The sequence below is a fragment of the Pseudomonas sp. PGPR N4 genome (assembly GCF_059693665.1).
In genome coordinates this window covers 1,670,384-1,685,315 of record NZ_JCAUKV010000001.1, presented here as the reverse complement: position 1 = coordinate 1,685,315, position 14,932 = coordinate 1,670,384, and the positions used below count along the sequence as shown (strand labels likewise).

The following is a 14,932-nucleotide window of genomic DNA, read 5'->3' as shown; positions in this document are numbered from 1 at the left end:
AAAAAGTGACTCGCCGTAAGGGCGAAATTGGCAAAAACTGCCATTAAATCAAACAGATAAGCCCACATTCAATAAAGCCAACCTACTTGAACCGCCGCTCAACCCCCTTCTCAACCAAGATCTTCGCCGAAATCTCCTCAACCGAAAAATGCGTCGAATCAATATTCGGAATATTCTCCCGGCGGAACAGATTCTCCACCTCACGCACCTCGAACTCACACTGCGCAAAGCTCGAATATCGGCTATTAGGCTTGCGCTCATGGCGAATAGCCGTCAACCGGTCCGGGTCAATGGTCAGGCCAAACAACTTGCTGTGATGCTTCTTCAGCACCGCCGGCAACTGCAGCCGCTCCATGTCATCCTCAGTCAACGGATAGTTCGCCGCACGAATCCCGAACTGCATCGCCATGTACAGACAGGTCGGCGTCTTGCCGCAGCGCGACACCCCCACCAGAATCAGGTCGGCTTTGTCGTAATAATGCGTGCGCGCACCATCATCGTTGTCCAGCGCAAAGTTCACCGCCTCGATCCGCTCCATATAGTTGGAGTTGCCGCCAATCGAGTGCGACTTGCCCACCGAATACGACGAATGCGCGGTCAGCTCCTGCTCCAAGGGCGACAGGAACGACGAAAAGATATCGATCATGAACCCGTTGGAAGTCGCCAGAATCTCGCGAATGTCCTGGTTGACAATGGTGTCGAAGATGATCGGCCGCATCCCGTCACGCTCCGCCGCTGCGTTGATCTGCAGCACCATCGTGCGCGCCTTATCCGGGCTGTCGATGTACGGGCGGGTGAATTTATTGAACGGAATGCTCTCGAATTGTGCGAGCAGGCTTTGACCCAGGGTCTCGGCAGTGATGCCGGTGCCGTCGGAGATGAAAAACGCGGTTCGTTTCATTTGCACCCTAGGCCTTAAGCTGATGACGTTTCTTGGATATGATAAGTTCGCTTTGCCGAATGCGGCTTTTGGCATTCTCACTTATTTTCCAGGTCCCGGCCATAAGCGCCCGGCCCAGTCTGAACCGTCAGGCGGGCGCTCTGAGCTTTTCCAACACCGTTAGTGGAGAGATCACCTTGGTAGAGTACGTAGTTTCCCTCGATAAGCTCGGCGTCCATGATGTAGAGCATGTGGGGGGCAAGAACGCATCCCTCGGCGAGATGATCAGTAACCTCGCAGGTGCCGGCGTCTCGGTGCCGGGCGGCTTTGCCACTACGGCTCAGGCGTACCGTGACTTTCTCGAGCAGAGCGGGCTGAATGCGCAGATCCATGCCGCGCTCGACGCACTGGACGTGGATGACGTCAACGCCCTGGCCAAGACCGGCGCGCAGATCCGTCAGTGGATCATGGAAGCCGAGTTCCCCGAGCGCCTGAATGCCGAAATCCGCGCTGCCTTCGCCGAAATGGCCCAGGGCAACGACAACATGGCCGTGGCCGTGCGCTCTTCGGCCACCGCCGAAGACCTGCCAGACGCCTCCTTTGCTGGCCAGCAAGAGACCTTCCTCAATATCCGTGGCGTTGAAAACGTGATCCGCGCGGCCAAGGAAGTATTCGCTTCGCTGTTCAACGATCGCGCCATTTCCTACCGCGTGCACCAGGGCTTTGACCACAAACTGGTCGCCCTGTCGGCTGGCGTGCAGCGCATGGTCCGTTCCGAAACCGGCACTGCCGGGGTGATGTTCACCCTCGATACCGAATCGGGTTTCCGCGACGTGGTGTTCATTACCGGCGCCTACGGCCTGGGCGAAACCGTGGTTCAGGGCGCGGTCAACCCTGACGAATTCTATGTCCACAAGCACACCCTGCAAGCCGGCCGCCCGGCGATCTTGCGCCGCAACCTGGGCAGCAAGGCGCTGAAGATGATCTACGGCGACGAAGCCAAGGCCGGTCGTTCGGTCAAGACCGTCGAAGTCGACCGTGCCGAACGTGCGCGCTTCTGCCTGAGCGATGACGAAGTCAACGAGCTGGCCAAGCAGGCCATGATCATCGAGCAGCATTACCAGCGGCCGATGGACATCGAGTGGGCCAAGGACGGTGACGACGGCAAGCTGTACATCGTTCAGGCCCGCCCAGAAACGGTAAAAAGCCGCGCCAGCGCCAATGTCATGGAGCGCTACCTGCTCAAAGAGAAGGGCACGGTACTGGTCGAAGGCCGCGCCATTGGCCAGCGCATCGGCGCCGGCAAGGTGCGGATCATCAACGACGTGTCGGAAATGGACCGCGTCCAGCCGGGCGACGTGCTGGTGTCGGACATGACCGACCCGGATTGGGAACCGGTCATGAAACGCGCCAGCGCCATCGTCACCAACCGTGGCGGGCGTACCTGCCACGCGGCGATCATCGCTCGTGAGCTGGGCATTCCGGCCGTAGTCGGTTGTGGCAACGCCACCCAGCTGCTCAAGGACGGCCAGGGCGTGACCGTGTCCTGCGCCGAGGGCGATACCGGCTTCATCTTCGAAGGTGAGCTGGGCTTCGACATCAAGCAGAATTCGGTCGATGCCATGCCCGACCTGCCGTTCAAGATCATGATGAACGTCGGCAACCCGGATCGCGCCTTTGATTTTGCCCAGTTGCCCAACGCCGGTGTCGGCCTGGCGCGTCTGGAGTTCATCATCAACCGCATGATCGGCGTGCACCCCAAGGCGCTGCTCAACTACGCCGGGTTGCCACCTGAGCTGAAGGACAGTGTCGACAAGCGTATCGCCGGTTATTCCGATCCGGTCGGCTTCTATGTCGAGAAACTGGTCGAAGGCATCAGCACCCTGGCTGCGGCGTTCTACCCGAAAAAGGTCATCGTGCGTCTGTCGGACTTCAAGTCCAACGAATACGCCAACCTGATCGGCGGCAAGCTGTACGAGCCGGAAGAAGAAAACCCGATGCTGGGCTTCCGCGGTGCTTCGCGCTACATCAGCGAGTCGTTCCGTGACTGCTTCGAGCTCGAGTGCCGTGCGCTCAAGCGCGTGCGCAACGAGATGGGCCTGACCAACGTCGAGATCATGGTACCGTTCGTGCGCACCCTGGGTGAGGCCAGCCAGGTTGTCGATTTGCTTGCCGAAAACGGCCTGGCTCGTGGCGACAACGGCCTGCGCGTGATCATGATGTGCGAGCTGCCGTCCAACGCGATTCTGGCTGAAGAGTTCCTCGAGTACTTCGACGGCTTCTCGATCGGCTCCAACGACCTGACTCAGCTTACCCTGGGCCTGGACCGCGATTCGGGTATCATCGCGCACCTGTTCGATGAGCGTAATCCTGCGGTGAAAAAGCTGCTGGCCAACGCCATCCAGGCCTGTAACAAGGCCGGCAAGTACATCGGCATCTGTGGCCAGGGCCCTTCCGACCACCCAGACCTGGCCAAGTGGCTGATGGAACAGGGGATCGAGAGCGTGTCGCTGAACCCGGATTCGGTACTCGAGACCTGGTTCTTCCTGGCCGAAGGTCAAGCCCCGGCCTGATCCAACCACTGCGCAGGCATGTCCAACGTGCCTGCGCGCGTATTCTTCGGGGCGAGTTCCAGCGATGGTTCCCGCCCTTTTTCATACAAGTATTCTATGCAAAGCAGTAGCGCTCTCTTCCCCGTGGCCTTGCAAAGTGCCGAACGCCGCGGTGACCTCAGTGAAGACGTGTACCGGATCAAGGCTGGCAACAGCCCCGACCCCAGCGTCGAGCTGGCGGTCACGCGTCTTGGCCTTGCCGATCACGGCGGCGTTCATGGCATACCGGTGATTCTGCTGCACGGCAGCTTCTCCAATCGACGGTTCTGGTTTTCGCCCAAAGGCATCGGCTTGGGCGCGTTTCTGGCGAGGGCCGGTTTTGATGTGTGGATCCCGGAGATGCGCGGTCATGGCCTGTCACCGCGTAATCGCCAGTGGCGGCAAAACCGCGTAGCCGACTACGCGCGCTACGATCTGCCAGTGATTGCTGCATTTGTCCATGAACAAGCCGGCCGGGCTCCGCACTGGATCGGCCATTCGCTGGGCGGGACCACGCTTACGGCAGCATTGGGTGGCGCTTACCTGCCATCTGAACAGGTGGCCAGCGTGGCCCTGTTTGGCACCCAGATCAGCCGCGTGTACTGGCCGTTGAAGGTGCCGACAGTGGAGTGGGGCGCGCGCTTGCTGCTCAAACGCTTTGCACATATTTCTGGCTCCCGGCTCAAGCGCGGGCCGGAAGACGAGCCGATCGGCCTGGCGCTGGAGAGCATGCGTTGGCATGGCCTGTTCGGGCGCTTCGGCGAGAAGGGCAAGGATTGGTGGGCAGGGCTGACCGAGGTCGATGTGCCACTGCTGGCGGTGGCGGGCGCGGGTGATCTGCAGGACCCGGTGTGGGCCTGCCGCAAGCTGTTCGAGCAATACGGCGCCGAGCGCAAGCAGTTTCTTTGCCTGGGCCGGGAGCAGGGCTTCGATGCCTTTGGCCATGTCGACATGTTGGTAAGCAAGGCTGCGCAGATCCAGGTATGGCCGCTGATCGAAGGCTGGTTGCGTGATCCTGACGCGCCGGTACGTGGCGCCGAACTGGCGGCCAGCCTGACTGAGCAGTCGCAGATGACTGCACCACCTCGTGCGGTGTAGCCTTGGCCGGACTTTCCGCTTTCGTTGTGCCTGACAGGAGCCTTCCCATGCAGCATTACGTAACGCCCGATCTGTGCGACGCCAACCCAGACCTGGTCCAGGTGCTGGAACCGATGTTCAGCAACTTCGGTGGCCGCGACTCGTTCGGCGGCCAGATCGTGACCATCAAGTGTTTTGAAGACAACTCGCTGGTCAAGGCCCAAGCCGAGCTTGATGGCCACGGCAAGGTGCTGGTGGTCGACGGTGGCGGCTCGCTGCGTTGCGCGCTGCTGGGCGACATGATTGCCGCCAAGGCTGCGCAAAACGGTTGGGAAGGCCTGGTCATCTATGGCTGCGTGCGCGATGTCGACGTGCTGGTGCAGACCAACGTCGGTGTGCAGGCGCTGGCCGCGCATCCGCTGAAGACCGACAAGCGTGGCCTTGGCGACCTCAACGTGGTGGTGACCTTCGCCGGCGTGACCTTCCGCCCGGGTGAATACGTTTACGCCGACAACAACGGCGTGATCGTTTCGCCGCAACCGCTGCAAATGCCCGAGTGATGCGCCGCGCGCGCTGATGGAGCTGGAATGTTCGAGGAAGACAACGCGCAGTGGGGGCTGGTGCATGCCCTGGTGCTCGATGGCAAAGGTGGCGCGCGTTCTATCGCTCGGACCGAACTGGATGACCTGCAGTTGCAGCCAGAGCAGAGCCTTTGGCTGCACTGGGACCGCAGCCATCCGCAGACCCGCAGTTGGTTACTGCGCGAAAGCGGGCTGAGCGAGTTCAGCTGCGAGCTGCTGCTTGAAGAAAACACCCGACCACGGCTGTTGCCGTTGGCGGATGAGCAGTTGCTGCTGTTTTTGCGCGGGGTCAATCTCAATCCTGGTGCCGAGCCTGAAGATATGGTCTCGGTGCGCATATTTGCCCAGGCGCAACGGATCATCTCGCTGCGCTTGCGGCCACTGCGTGCCAGCGACGAAATCCTGCAGCTGCTGAGCGAGGGCAGGGGGCCCAAATCGGCCTCCGAGTTGCTCTTGCTGATGGGCGAACTGCTGACCGAAAAGGTCCAGGCGCTGGTCAGTGATCTGTCCGAACTGGTCGATTTCGAAGAAGAGAAGGTGGAATCCGACGAACGGTACACGCCAGAAGACGGCGTGCTGCAGCAGATTCGCCGCCGCGCTGCCGGCCTGCGCCGCTTCCTGGCGCCGCAACGGGAAATCTACGTACAGCTTGCAAGGCACAAGTGGAGCTGGTTCGCTGACGCCGATGCCGATTACTGGAACGAGCTCAACAACAGCCTGATCCGCTACCTCGAGGAGCTGGAACTGACCCGCGAGCGCGCCGCACTGGTGCTCGAGAGCGAAGACCGGCGGCGCAGCGAGCGGATGAACCGGACCATGTTCCGCTTCGGCATCATCACCTGCATTTTCTTGCCGATGAGCTTTGTCACCGGCCTGCTGGGGATCAACGTCGGCGGCATTCCGGGCGCCGACAGCCCCTATGGATTCCTGTTCGCCAGCCTGCTGGTCCTGGCACTGGCGGCAGGGCAGTGGTGGTTGTTCCGCCGCCTGCGCTGGGTGTGATCCGGTGCATTTTGAAACATTCGCGTGCGGTGACGTTGTGACCCGTTGCCCGGCGCCCTCGTCTTTGACTGACATTACGCGAGGTGCCCATGCACGATCCGTTTGAACAATCCTTGCGTGACCTGCTCAATGCGTCGCCGTCCGGTCAGGACCGAGACGACGCAGCGTGTCTGGGTCGCGTGCTGAAAACCGCCAACCGTCAGGTTGGTGCAGGCGATCTATTCAGCTTGCTTGGCCGTTGGAGCCAGGCGCTGATGATTGCCGTCAACAATGGCTCGGCGCATGTTGCGCCGGTGCGCCGTAATCCTGCCGCTGGCAGCAAAGCTGATAAGGCTGATTGAATATGGAACTCGATCTCTGGACCCAGAGCCTGGTCACCGCCATGACTGCCCTTTGGACCAAGGTGGCGAACTTCATCCCCAACCTGTTCGGCGCGCTGGTCGTGGTGCTGCTCGGTTTCGTGGTGGCCAAGCTGCTCGATACGCTGTTGTCCAAGCTGCTCGCCAAGTTTGGCCTGGACCGTCTGATGGCCGGTACCGGCATGACCAAGATGCTCAGCCGCGGCGGCATTCAGGTGCCGATATCGACCCTGATCGGCAAGATCGTGTATTGGTTCGTGCTGCTGATCTTCCTCGTCTCTGCGGCTGAGTCACTCGGCCTTGAGCGGGTCTCGGCAACGCTGGACATGCTCGCGCTGTATCTGCCCAAGGTATTTGGCGCGGCCCTGGTGCTGCTGGCCGGGGTCATGCTTGCGCAACTGGTCAATGGCCTGGTCCGCGGCGCCGCGGAAGGCATCGGCCTGGAGTACGCTGCAGGCGTCGGGCGCATCGCTCAAGGCCTGGTGATCATCATTGCGATCTCGGTGGCTATCAGCCAGCTGGAGGTCAAGACCGACCTGCTCAACCACGTAATCGTCATTGGCTTGATTACCGTTGGTCTGGCAATTGCCCTGGCGATGGGCTTGGGCAGCCGCGAAATTGCCGGGCAGATTCTGGCTGGGATTTACGTGCGCGAGCTGTATCAGGTCGGCCAGCAGGTCCGGATTGGAGAGGTTGAAGGCCAGATCGAAGAGATCGGCACGGTGAAGACGACAGTGCTGACCGACGAAGGTGAATTGGTGTCGTTGGCCAACCGCAGCTTGCTCGAACAGCGTGTCGATAGCCGCTAACCGGGTAAAAGCTGTTACTGTATGTCGCCGCGAAAACGCGCCCTGAGGGTGCGTGCGGCGACTTGACCTGACTGTCGGCCAGATTCGTTTTGAATAAAGTTCATTCGCCGCCCATGCGCTATGACCCACACGAACTCACCGACGAGGAGTTGGTGGCGCGTTCGCATGAGGAGCTGTTTCACGTTACCCGGGCGTATGAGGAACTCATGCGCCGGTACCAACGGACCCTGTTCAACGTTTGTGCACGTTATCTGGGGAACGACCGCGACGCTGACGATGTCTGTCAGGAGGTGATGCTGAAAGTGCTGTACGGGTTGAAGAACTTCGAAGGTAAATCCAAGTTCAAGACCTGGCTCTACAGCATCACCTACAACGAGTGCATCACCCAGTACCGCAAGGAGCGACGCAAACGCAGGCTGATGGATGCCTTGAGCCTTGACCCTATAGAAGAGGCGTCAGAGGACAAGGCACCAAAACCTGAAGAAAAGGGCGGCCTGGACAAGTGGCTGGTGCATGTGAACCCGATTGACCGCGAGATCCTGGTGCTGCGTTTTGTCGCAGAGCTGGAATTCCAGGAGATCGCCGATATCATGCACATGGGCTTGAGCGCAACGAAAATGCGCTACAAGCGTGCGCTCGACAAGCTCAGAGAGAAATTTGCTGGCGAGGTTGAAACTTAGTGGCCAGCAAATGTCTCTAAACCACCGGTGAGTTCTGCTAGACTTGCCGTCGAGTTGTCCCCCGGTTTTTGGTGGGACTGCTTATCTATCACACGATGGGGATTTAACGGATGAAATTGAAAAACACTTTGGGCTTGGCCATTGGCTCGCTCGTTGCCGCTGCTTCGTTCGGCGCTCTGGCACAAGGCACAGGCGCTGTAGAAGTCGAAGGCTTCTACAAGAAAGAATTCTTCGACAGCCAGCGTGACTTCAAGAACGACGGCAACCTGTTCGGCGGCTCGATCGGTTACTTCCTGACCGACGACGTTGAACTGCGTCTGGGCTACGACGAAGTCCACAACGCTCGTGGCGAAGATGGCAAGAACATCAAGGGCTCGAACACCGCTCTGGACGCTCTGTACCACTTCAACAACCCGTACGACGCAATCCGTCCGTACGTGTCGGCTGGTTTCTCCCACCAGTCCATCGGCCAGACCGGCCGTGGTGGTCGTAACCAGTCCACCTTCGCCAACGTTGGCGCTGGTGCCAAGTGGTACATCACCGACATGTTCTACGCTCGTGCTGGCGTTGAAGCTCAGTACAACATCGACCAAGGCGACACCGAGTGGGCGCCAAGCGTTGGTATCGGCCTGAACTTCGGCGGTAGCCCGAAGACTGCTGAAGTCGCTCCAGCTCCAGTTGCTGAAGTGTGCTCCGACAGCGACAACGACGGCGTCTGCGACAACGTCGACAAATGCCCAGACACCCCAGCCAACGTTACCGTTGACGCCGACGGCTGCCCAGCAGTTGCCGAAGTCGTACGTGTTGAGCTGGACGTCAAGTTCGACTTCGACAAGTCGGTTGTCAAGCCTAACAGCTACGGCGACATCAAGAACCTGGCTGACTTCATGAAGCAGTACCCATCGACTACTACCACTGTCGAAGGTCACACTGACTCCGTAGGTCCAGACGCTTACAACCAGAAGCTGTCCGAGCGTCGCGCTAGCGCCGTTAAGCAAGTTCTGACCCAGCAGTACGGCGTAGAATCGAGCCGTGTTGACTCGGTTGGCTACGGCGAAACCCGTCCGGTTGCTGACAACGCCACCGAAGAAGGTCGCGCTGTTAACCGTCGCGTTGAAGCGCAAGTAGAAGCTCAAGCCAAGTAATTGGTCTGAGATTCAGGAAAAACCCGGCCTAGGCCGGGTTTTTCTTTGCCTGTAAAAAAGTCCGCTGTGCCGCGTTCAGGCAACGCCTACGGCTGCGGTCACCAGCTCGGCCACCGCGCCTTGCCGCGCCACTTCGCCTATCACCAGCACTGCTGGGCTGCGCAGGGCGAAGGCGGTCGCATCCATGGCCATCTCCAGCAGCGTACTGCGGCACTCGCGCTGGCTCGGGAGCGAAGCGTTTTCGATCATGGCGACGGGCGTGTCTGCCGCCATGCCGGCCTCGAGCAAACCCCGGCGAATGTCACCCAGGCGAGCCACGCCCATGTACACCACCAAGGTGGTGCCGCCCTGAGTCAGGCCTGCCCAGTTCAGCTCGCTGTCATCCTGGGTATGTGCAGTCACCAAGGTCACGCCACGGCTGACCCCGCGCAGGGTGAGGGGGATGCCGCACTGAGTGGCACCGGCCAGTCCAGCGGTGATGCCGTTGACCAACTCCACCTCGATACCGCGCTGCTGCAGCCACAGTGCTTCTTCGCCGCCACGGCCAAATATGCATGGGTCGCCGCCTTTCAGGCGCACCACGCAGCGCCCCTGGCGGGCATGGCGCAACATCAGGCGCTGAATGAACGCTTGCGGCGTCGAGCGACAACCGCCGCGTTTGCCCACGGCAATCACCCGTGCCCCTGGGCAATGCTCAAGCACAGCCGGATTGACCAGGTCATCGATCATCACCACCTGCGCCTCGCGCAAGGCCCGCACCGCTTTCAGCGTTAGCAGTTCAGGGTCGCCGGGGCCGGCACCAACCAACCAGATTTTTGCGTTCATCAGATGTTCCTCATCAAGCAGCGCGCTCAGCCCTTGAACAGGCTGAACAGCAATATCAGGTTGAACAGCAGAGACAGCACGGCAAGCGTCTGCCAGACCTTGAGCGGCTCGCGCTCCAGCAATGGCCGTGGCCGCTCGCTCAGTTCCTGGCGGTCGCCACGTTCGAGCAACAGCAGCCATTGCTCGGCGGTTTCGAAACGTTGCCGGGGATCGGCCGCGACGGCTTGCTCCAGATTGCGTTGCAGCCACTCAGGCAGGTCCGGGCGATAACGGCCGGGGCTGACCAGGTGGGTGAAGCGCGGCCGTTGGAAGGCCTCGATTTCACCGTAGGGGTAGTGCCCGGTGAGCAGGTAGTAAAGAGTTACACCCGTGGCATAGAGGTCCTGGCGCGCCTGCGGCAGTTGCCCGTCGAACGCCTCCGGGGCAATGAACGACGGCGTACCGGGCAGGTCATGGGGGGCGTCTTCAGACAGCCCTGGGCAATAGGCCAGACCGAAGTCGAGCAGGCGCAACTGGCCGTCTGTGCCCAGGTGCAGATTCTCGGGCTTGATATCCCGATGCAGCAGGTTGCGCCGGTGCAGCACGCCGACTGCCTGCAGCAGCTGACGGGCGATTTCCAGCCACTGCGCCAGGGGTAGCGGGCCTTGCAGGTTGTACAGAGCGCTGAGGGTCTGGCCCGGGTATTCGCGCATCAGGTAGTACAAATGCTGACGGTGATTGGCCGCATGCACCTCAGGGAAGTGCCGACCGGCCACCCGCCGCAGAAACCACTCTTCCTGCAGCAAGCGCTGAGCGGCACCCGGATCTGCTTCGACGGCGCCGGGCAGGGTCTTGAGCAGCCACGCCTGGCCCTGGCTGTCATGCACCCGATACAGCAGCGACTGGCGGCTGCGGGCCAACTGAGCATCGACCTGCCAGCCATCGATGGCTTGCCCGGGGCGCAGCGGCCCGGGCACTGGCCATTGCTGCAGTTGCGCCAGGGTGTCGCTGAAGTTGCTCGGGCCGAGCTGTTCGACCTGCACCAGCACGGCACTGGCGTTGTCCTGGCTACCGGCATGATGGGCGCTGGCGACCAAGATGTCGGCGGCGTCCTGCAGGTCAGGTTGATCTCTGAGGATGGCGGCAATCGCTTGCTCGCCAAGGCAGGCCCAGACACCATCGCTGAGCAGCAGCAGGGTTTCGCCGGCAACCAGCTCACCGTCCAGGTAGTCCACCAGCAGATGCTGGTCCAGGCCCAGCGCGCGCTTGAGGACATGCTGCATGCCCGGCTGATCCCAGACATGGTCTTCGCTCAGGCACAGCAAGCGGCCTTGATCCCAGCGATAGGCACGGCAGTCACCGACGTGGGCGAGGGTGAAGCGGCGCCCGCGCAGGACCAGTGCAGTGAGGGTGGTCAGCAGCGGCTGGCCGCTGCCTTGGGCGCGCAGCCAGCGGTTTTGCGCCAGCAGCAGGCGATCCAGCGCCTGCGCGACCGGCCAGGTGGCCGGCGTGGCGTAGTAGTCCAGCGCCAACGCCTGCAGGCTGGCTCGCGCGGCCAGGCCGCCATCGGCGCACTGACTGACGCCGTCGGCCAGTGCGACCAGATAGCCTTTGCTCGCTGCCAATTCCGGCGCCGGTGTCACCAGGCGCAGAGCGTCCTGGTTTTCGCTGCGCGGACCGGTGGCGCTGGCTTGGGCAAAGCGCAATTGCAGGCTCATGGGTTTGCCCTATACCCGCGCTGCGGTAACCGCAGCCGAGCCCCAGGTGGTGCGCCAGCGTAGTTTGACCCCATGCAGGCCAAACCAGGCCAGCAGGCCCAGGCTTGCGAACAGCCACAGACCCAGCTGGTAGTCACCGGTGTGCTGCTTGATCATGCCCAGCCCTGCGGCCAGGAGGAAGCCACCGATGCCGCCGGCCATGCCGATCAAGCCAGTCATTACTCCGATTTCCTGGCGGAAGCGCTGCGGCACCAGCTGAAACACTGCGCCATTGCCGGCGCCCAGGCCAAGCATGGCGCTGACGAAAAGAGCCAGCGCAGCCGTGGCGCTAGGCAGGTTGAAGCCGACCGCGGCGATACATACCGCAGCTACGCCATACATGCCGAGCAGGGTGCGGATGCCGCCAAAGCGGTCGGCCAGAGCGCCGCCCAGCGGGCGCATCATGCTGCCGCCAAACACGCAGGCCGCGGTGTAGTAGCCGGCAGTGATCGGGTTCAGGCCATATTGGTCGCTGAAGTAGCCCGGCAGGGCGCTGGCCAGGCCAATGAAGCCGCCAAAGGTGACGCTGTAGAAGAACATGAACCACCAGCTATCGCGATCACCCAGCGCCTTGAAGTAGTCGGCCATGGCTTTGCGTTTTGGTCGTTGCGGCGCGTTGCGGGCCAGCAGGGCAAACACCAGCAGAGTCAGCAGCAGCGGGATCAGGGCGAAGCCGAACACGTTGTTCCAGCCATAGGCTGCGGCCAGGGCCGGCGCCAGCAGCGCCGCGAAGACGGTGCCGGAGTTGCCGGCGCCAGCGATGCCCATCGCTTTGCCCTGATGCTGCGGCGGGTACCACTGCGAGGCCAGCGGCAGTGACACGGCGAACGAAGCGCCGGCAAATCCGAGAAAAACTCCCAGCAGCAAGGCTTGTTCGTAGCTGTGCACGCCCCAGTGCCAGGCGCAGGCCAACGCCACGATCACCACCACCTGGCCCATCAGTCCAGCGGTTTTGGGCGACAGACGATCGACCAGCAGACCCATGCCAAAGCGTAGCAGGGCGCCGGCCAGGATGGGCGTGGCGACCATCAGGCCGCGCTCTTGTGGGGTCAACTGCAGGTCGGTGGCAATCTGCACCGCCATCGGGCCGAGCAGGTACCAGACCATGAAACTCAGGTCGAAATACAGGAATGCAGCAAACAGGGTAGGCACATGCCCGGATTTCCAGAAGCTCGTATTCATCGAACACCTCACGCGGCTTGCAACGGTTGTCATGCCCAGGCTGTGCTGGGCTGGAACGAAAAAGACGCCGCTACCCGATCCATCTTGATGGAGGGGTGAGCGACGTCTTTGTCGGAAACTGTGGCAACCGCCGTTGGCTACCTGTAGTGATTGCAGAGCAAAAGCCGGGCCAACCCCTTAGGTGGCATCCGTGTCAGCCGAGCAACTCGTGCATGGCGATTATCTGCTCCGCCACCTGGATGAGCTTCTGCTGCTTGCTCATGGCCTGGCGGCGCATGAGGGTGTAGGCCTGCTCTTCATTGCAGTCCTTCATCTTCATCAGCAAGCCCTTGGCATGCTCCACACGCTTGCGCTCGGCCAGTTGCTGGTCGCGCGCCAACAGCTGGGCCTTGAGCGCCTGGTCGCTCTCGAAGCGGGCCATCGCTACATCCAGAATCGGCTGCAGCCGGCTGCTCTGAATGCCCTCGACGATGTAGGCACTGACCCCGGCGTGGATCGCTTGGCGCATCACATCCGGGTCGTGTTCGTCGGTGAACAGGACAATCGGCCGCGGCAGATCGCGGCTGACCAGCACCACCTGCTCCATGACATCACGCCCCGGTGACTCGGTATCGATCAAGACCACGTCCGGGCGCACCGTTTCGACGCAGGCAGGCAGGTCGATGGTCAGGCCCGTGGCCTCGATGACCTCGAAGCCGGCTTCGATCAGTGCCAGCTTGAGCCGGCCGACTTTTTTTTCTGTGTCGTCGATCAACAGGATCCGTAGCATGTTCAGCCCCTTCACCGAGCGAGATGGGCGCTAGGCGCCGGTGTCATGGCGTGCAGGTGAAAACTGCGGGCGTAGCCATGCGGGTCGCTGCCATCCCAGCGGATGCCGTCGATCAACAGGCTGCTGCGCATTGCTGATACGTCGCCTGGCAAGCCGAGCTCAGCGGCAGCAGCGCGATACAGGGCTAGCTGCTGCACCTGGTTGGCGACCGCCAGGTAGTCGGGGTCTTCGCGCAGCAAACCCCAGCGGCGGAACTGGGTCATGAACCACATGCCATCGGACAGGTAGGGCTGGTTGGCCCGACCTTGGTCATGAAAGCGCAGTGCGTGGGGGTCCTGCCAGTGATTGCCCAGCCCGTCCTGATAGTCGCCGAGCAGGCGCGGTTCAATCGTCGCCACTGCGGTATCCAGGTAGGCACTGCCGCTCAGTAGATGAGCCGTGCTACGGCGATTCTCCTGGCTCTGCTCGATGAACTGGCTGGCGGCCAATATCGCCTTGACCAGTGCGCGGGCGCTGTTGGGGTACAGCTCGACGAACGCTCGCGCGCAGCCAAGGACCTTTTCCGGGTGGTCCGGCCAGATCGACTGGCTGGTGGCGAGGGTGAAGCCCTGGCCCTCGGCCACCGCCTGGGCTGACCACGGTTCGCCGACGCAGAAGCCATCGATGCGACCGGCCTGTACATGGGCGACCATTTGCGCGGGCGGCACCACGACGCTGGCGACGTCGTCCAGCGGATGAATGCCCTGGCTGGCCAGCCAGTAATACAGCCACATGGCGTGGGTGCCGGTAGGAAATGTCTGGGCAAAGGTCAGCTTCGCCCCTGATTGGTGCACCAGTTTTGCCAGTGCTTCAGGGCTGGTCACGCCTTTGCGCTGCAGGGCGGGTGACAGGTTGATGGCCTGGGCGTTCTGGTTCAGACCCATCAGCACGGCCATATCGCGGCGGGCGCTGCCGCCGATGCCCAGGTGCACGGCGTAGATCAGGCCATACAGGCAATGCCCTGCATCCAGCTCGCCACTGACCAGCTTGTCACGCATGCCGGCCCATGAGGCCTGGCGCTTGAGGTTGAGGGTCAGGCCTTGCTGCTGGGCAAAGCCCTGGGTAGCGGCTACCACTACCGAAGCGCAGTCGGTAAGGGCCATGAAACCGATATCGAGGCTGGGTTTTTCCGGCGCGTCACTACCGTTGACCCAGGCCAGAGGTGTTGCGTGGGGAGCTGTATTCACAAAAATCCTCGCCTGTACCGAATAGGCTGTGCCTGCTGTTGAAGCAAGGCATATGCCAGACGGTCAGCAA

The 14,932-nt window shown here is 61.7% G+C and carries 14 protein-coding genes; 8 read left to right on the top strand and 6 right to left on the bottom strand.

Annotation, left to right across the window (positions count from 1 at the left end; translation table 11 throughout):
* Window positions 1–82: 82 nt before the first annotated feature.
* On the bottom strand, window positions 83–901 hold the full coding sequence (gene ppsR / locus AC58X1_RS07580) for a posphoenolpyruvate synthetase regulatory kinase/phosphorylase PpsR (RefSeq protein WP_103438071.1): 819 nt from the start codon (window positions 899–901) through the stop codon (window positions 83–85).
* Between the two features lie 176 nt (window positions 902–1,077).
* Here ppsR and ppsA point away from each other — a divergent pair, with 176 nt between their 5' ends.
* The 8 genes from ppsA (at window position 1,078) to AC58X1_RS07540 (ending at window position 9,124) form a co-directional block, all read left to right on the top strand.
* The gene (gene ppsA / locus AC58X1_RS07575) at window positions 1,078–3,453 is read left to right on the top strand and encodes a phosphoenolpyruvate synthase (protein ID WP_101321331.1); all 2,376 of its coding nucleotides are present in this window, start codon (window positions 1,078–1,080) and stop codon (window positions 3,451–3,453) included.
* Window positions 3,454–3,549: 96 nt separating this feature from the next.
* A complete protein-coding gene (locus tag AC58X1_RS07570) occupies window positions 3,550–4,569 on the top strand; it encodes an alpha/beta fold hydrolase (protein ID WP_150570712.1) in 1,020 nt (339 codons plus the stop codon).
* A 47-nt stretch (window positions 4,570–4,616) separates the two neighbouring features.
* On the top strand, window positions 4,617–5,108 hold the full coding sequence (gene rraA / locus AC58X1_RS07565; protein ID WP_188036442.1) for a ribonuclease E activity regulator RraA: 492 nt from the start codon (window positions 4,617–4,619) through the stop codon (window positions 5,106–5,108).
* A 27-nt stretch (window positions 5,109–5,135) separates the two neighbouring features.
* Window positions 5,136–6,131 (top strand): divalent cation transporter CmaX, encoded by a 996-nt coding sequence (gene cmaX, locus AC58X1_RS07560; protein WP_150570713.1) that lies wholly within the window; start codon window positions 5,136–5,138, stop codon window positions 6,129–6,131.
* Between the two features lie 89 nt (window positions 6,132–6,220).
* Window positions 6,221–6,472 (top strand): CrfX protein, encoded by a 252-nt coding sequence (locus AC58X1_RS07555; protein ID WP_101321323.1) that lies wholly within the window; start codon window positions 6,221–6,223, stop codon window positions 6,470–6,472.
* A 2-nt stretch (window positions 6,473–6,474) separates the two neighbouring features.
* Window positions 6,475–7,299, top strand: coding sequence for a mechanosensitive ion channel family protein (locus AC58X1_RS07550; RefSeq protein WP_150570714.1), 825 nt, complete (start codon window positions 6,475–6,477; stop codon window positions 7,297–7,299).
* Between the two features lie 113 nt (window positions 7,300–7,412).
* Window positions 7,413–7,979: an RNA polymerase sigma factor SigX gene (sigX, locus tag AC58X1_RS07545; RefSeq protein WP_101321319.1), complete on the top strand. Its 567-nt coding sequence runs from the start codon at window positions 7,413–7,415 to the stop codon at window positions 7,977–7,979.
* Window positions 7,980–8,089: 110 nt separating this feature from the next.
* The gene (locus tag AC58X1_RS07540; protein WP_101321317.1) at window positions 8,090–9,124 is read left to right on the top strand and encodes an OmpA family protein; all 1,035 of its coding nucleotides are present in this window, start codon (window positions 8,090–8,092) and stop codon (window positions 9,122–9,124) included.
* 75 nt (window positions 9,125–9,199) lie between these two features.
* Here AC58X1_RS07540 and cobA read toward each other — a convergent pair whose 3' ends face one another.
* The 5 genes from cobA to AC58X1_RS07515 all read right to left on the bottom strand — a co-directional run bounded on the left by cobA (window position 9,200) and on the right by AC58X1_RS07515 (window position 14,862).
* Entirely contained in the window at window positions 9,200–9,949 is a 750-nt protein-coding gene (gene cobA, locus AC58X1_RS07535; protein WP_188036441.1) for a uroporphyrinogen-III C-methyltransferase, read from the bottom strand.
* A 26-nt stretch (window positions 9,950–9,975) separates the two neighbouring features.
* Window positions 9,976–11,646: a bifunctional protein-serine/threonine kinase/phosphatase gene (locus tag AC58X1_RS07530; RefSeq protein WP_497428587.1), complete on the bottom strand. Its 1,671-nt coding sequence runs from the start codon at window positions 11,644–11,646 to the stop codon at window positions 9,976–9,978.
* A 9-nt stretch (window positions 11,647–11,655) separates the two neighbouring features.
* Entirely contained in the window at window positions 11,656–12,867 is a 1,212-nt protein-coding gene (locus AC58X1_RS07525; protein WP_101321311.1) for a nitrate/nitrite transporter, read from the bottom strand.
* A gap of 193 nt (window positions 12,868–13,060) precedes the next feature.
* Window positions 13,061–13,636 carry an ANTAR domain-containing response regulator gene (locus AC58X1_RS07520; protein WP_101323076.1) on the bottom strand — a complete coding sequence of 192 codons (576 nt, stop codon included), beginning with the start codon at window positions 13,634–13,636 and terminating at the stop codon, window positions 13,061–13,063.
* 11 nt (window positions 13,637–13,647) lie between these two features.
* Entirely contained in the window at window positions 13,648–14,862 is a 1,215-nt protein-coding gene (locus AC58X1_RS07515; protein WP_497428586.1) for a CmpA/NrtA family ABC transporter substrate-binding protein, read from the bottom strand.
* Between the last annotated feature and the right edge of the window lie 70 nt (window positions 14,863–14,932).

What these genes read in the sequence shown, in the direction of transcription:
- AC58X1_RS07555 (WP_101321323.1), top strand. Translation starts at nt 6,221, where the DNA reads ATGCACGATCCGTTTGAACAATCCTTGCGTGACCTGCTCAATGCGTCG.
- rraA (WP_188036442.1), top strand. Translation starts at nt 4,617, where the DNA reads ATGCAGCATTACGTAACGCCCGATCTGTGCGACGCCAACCCAGACCTG.
- AC58X1_RS07570 (WP_150570712.1), top strand. Translation starts at nt 3,550, where the DNA reads ATGCAAAGCAGTAGCGCTCTCTTCCCCGTGGCCTTGCAAAGTGCCGAA.
- sigX (WP_101321319.1), top strand. Translation starts at nt 7,413, where the DNA reads ATGCGCTATGACCCACACGAACTCACCGACGAGGAGTTGGTGGCGCGT.
- AC58X1_RS07540 (WP_101321317.1), top strand. Translation starts at nt 8,090, where the DNA reads ATGAAATTGAAAAACACTTTGGGCTTGGCCATTGGCTCGCTCGTTGCC.
- ppsR (WP_103438071.1), bottom strand. Translation starts at nt 901, where the DNA reads ATGAAACGAACCGCGTTTTTCATCTCCGACGGCACCGGCATCACTGCC.
- AC58X1_RS07530 (WP_497428587.1), bottom strand. Translation starts at nt 11,646, where the DNA reads ATGAGCCTGCAATTGCGCTTTGCCCAAGCCAGCGCCACCGGTCCGCGC.
- cmaX (WP_150570713.1), top strand. Translation starts at nt 5,136, where the DNA reads ATGTTCGAGGAAGACAACGCGCAGTGGGGGCTGGTGCATGCCCTGGTG.
- cobA (WP_188036441.1), bottom strand. Translation starts at nt 9,949, where the DNA reads ATGAACGCAAAAATCTGGTTGGTTGGTGCCGGCCCCGGCGACCCTGAA.
- AC58X1_RS07550 (WP_150570714.1), top strand. Translation starts at nt 6,475, where the DNA reads ATGGAACTCGATCTCTGGACCCAGAGCCTGGTCACCGCCATGACTGCC.
- AC58X1_RS07520 (WP_101323076.1), bottom strand. Translation starts at nt 13,636, where the DNA reads ATGCTACGGATCCTGTTGATCGACGACACAGAAAAAAAAGTCGGCCGG.
- AC58X1_RS07525 (WP_101321311.1), bottom strand. Translation starts at nt 12,867, where the DNA reads ATGAATACGAGCTTCTGGAAATCCGGGCATGTGCCTACCCTGTTTGCT.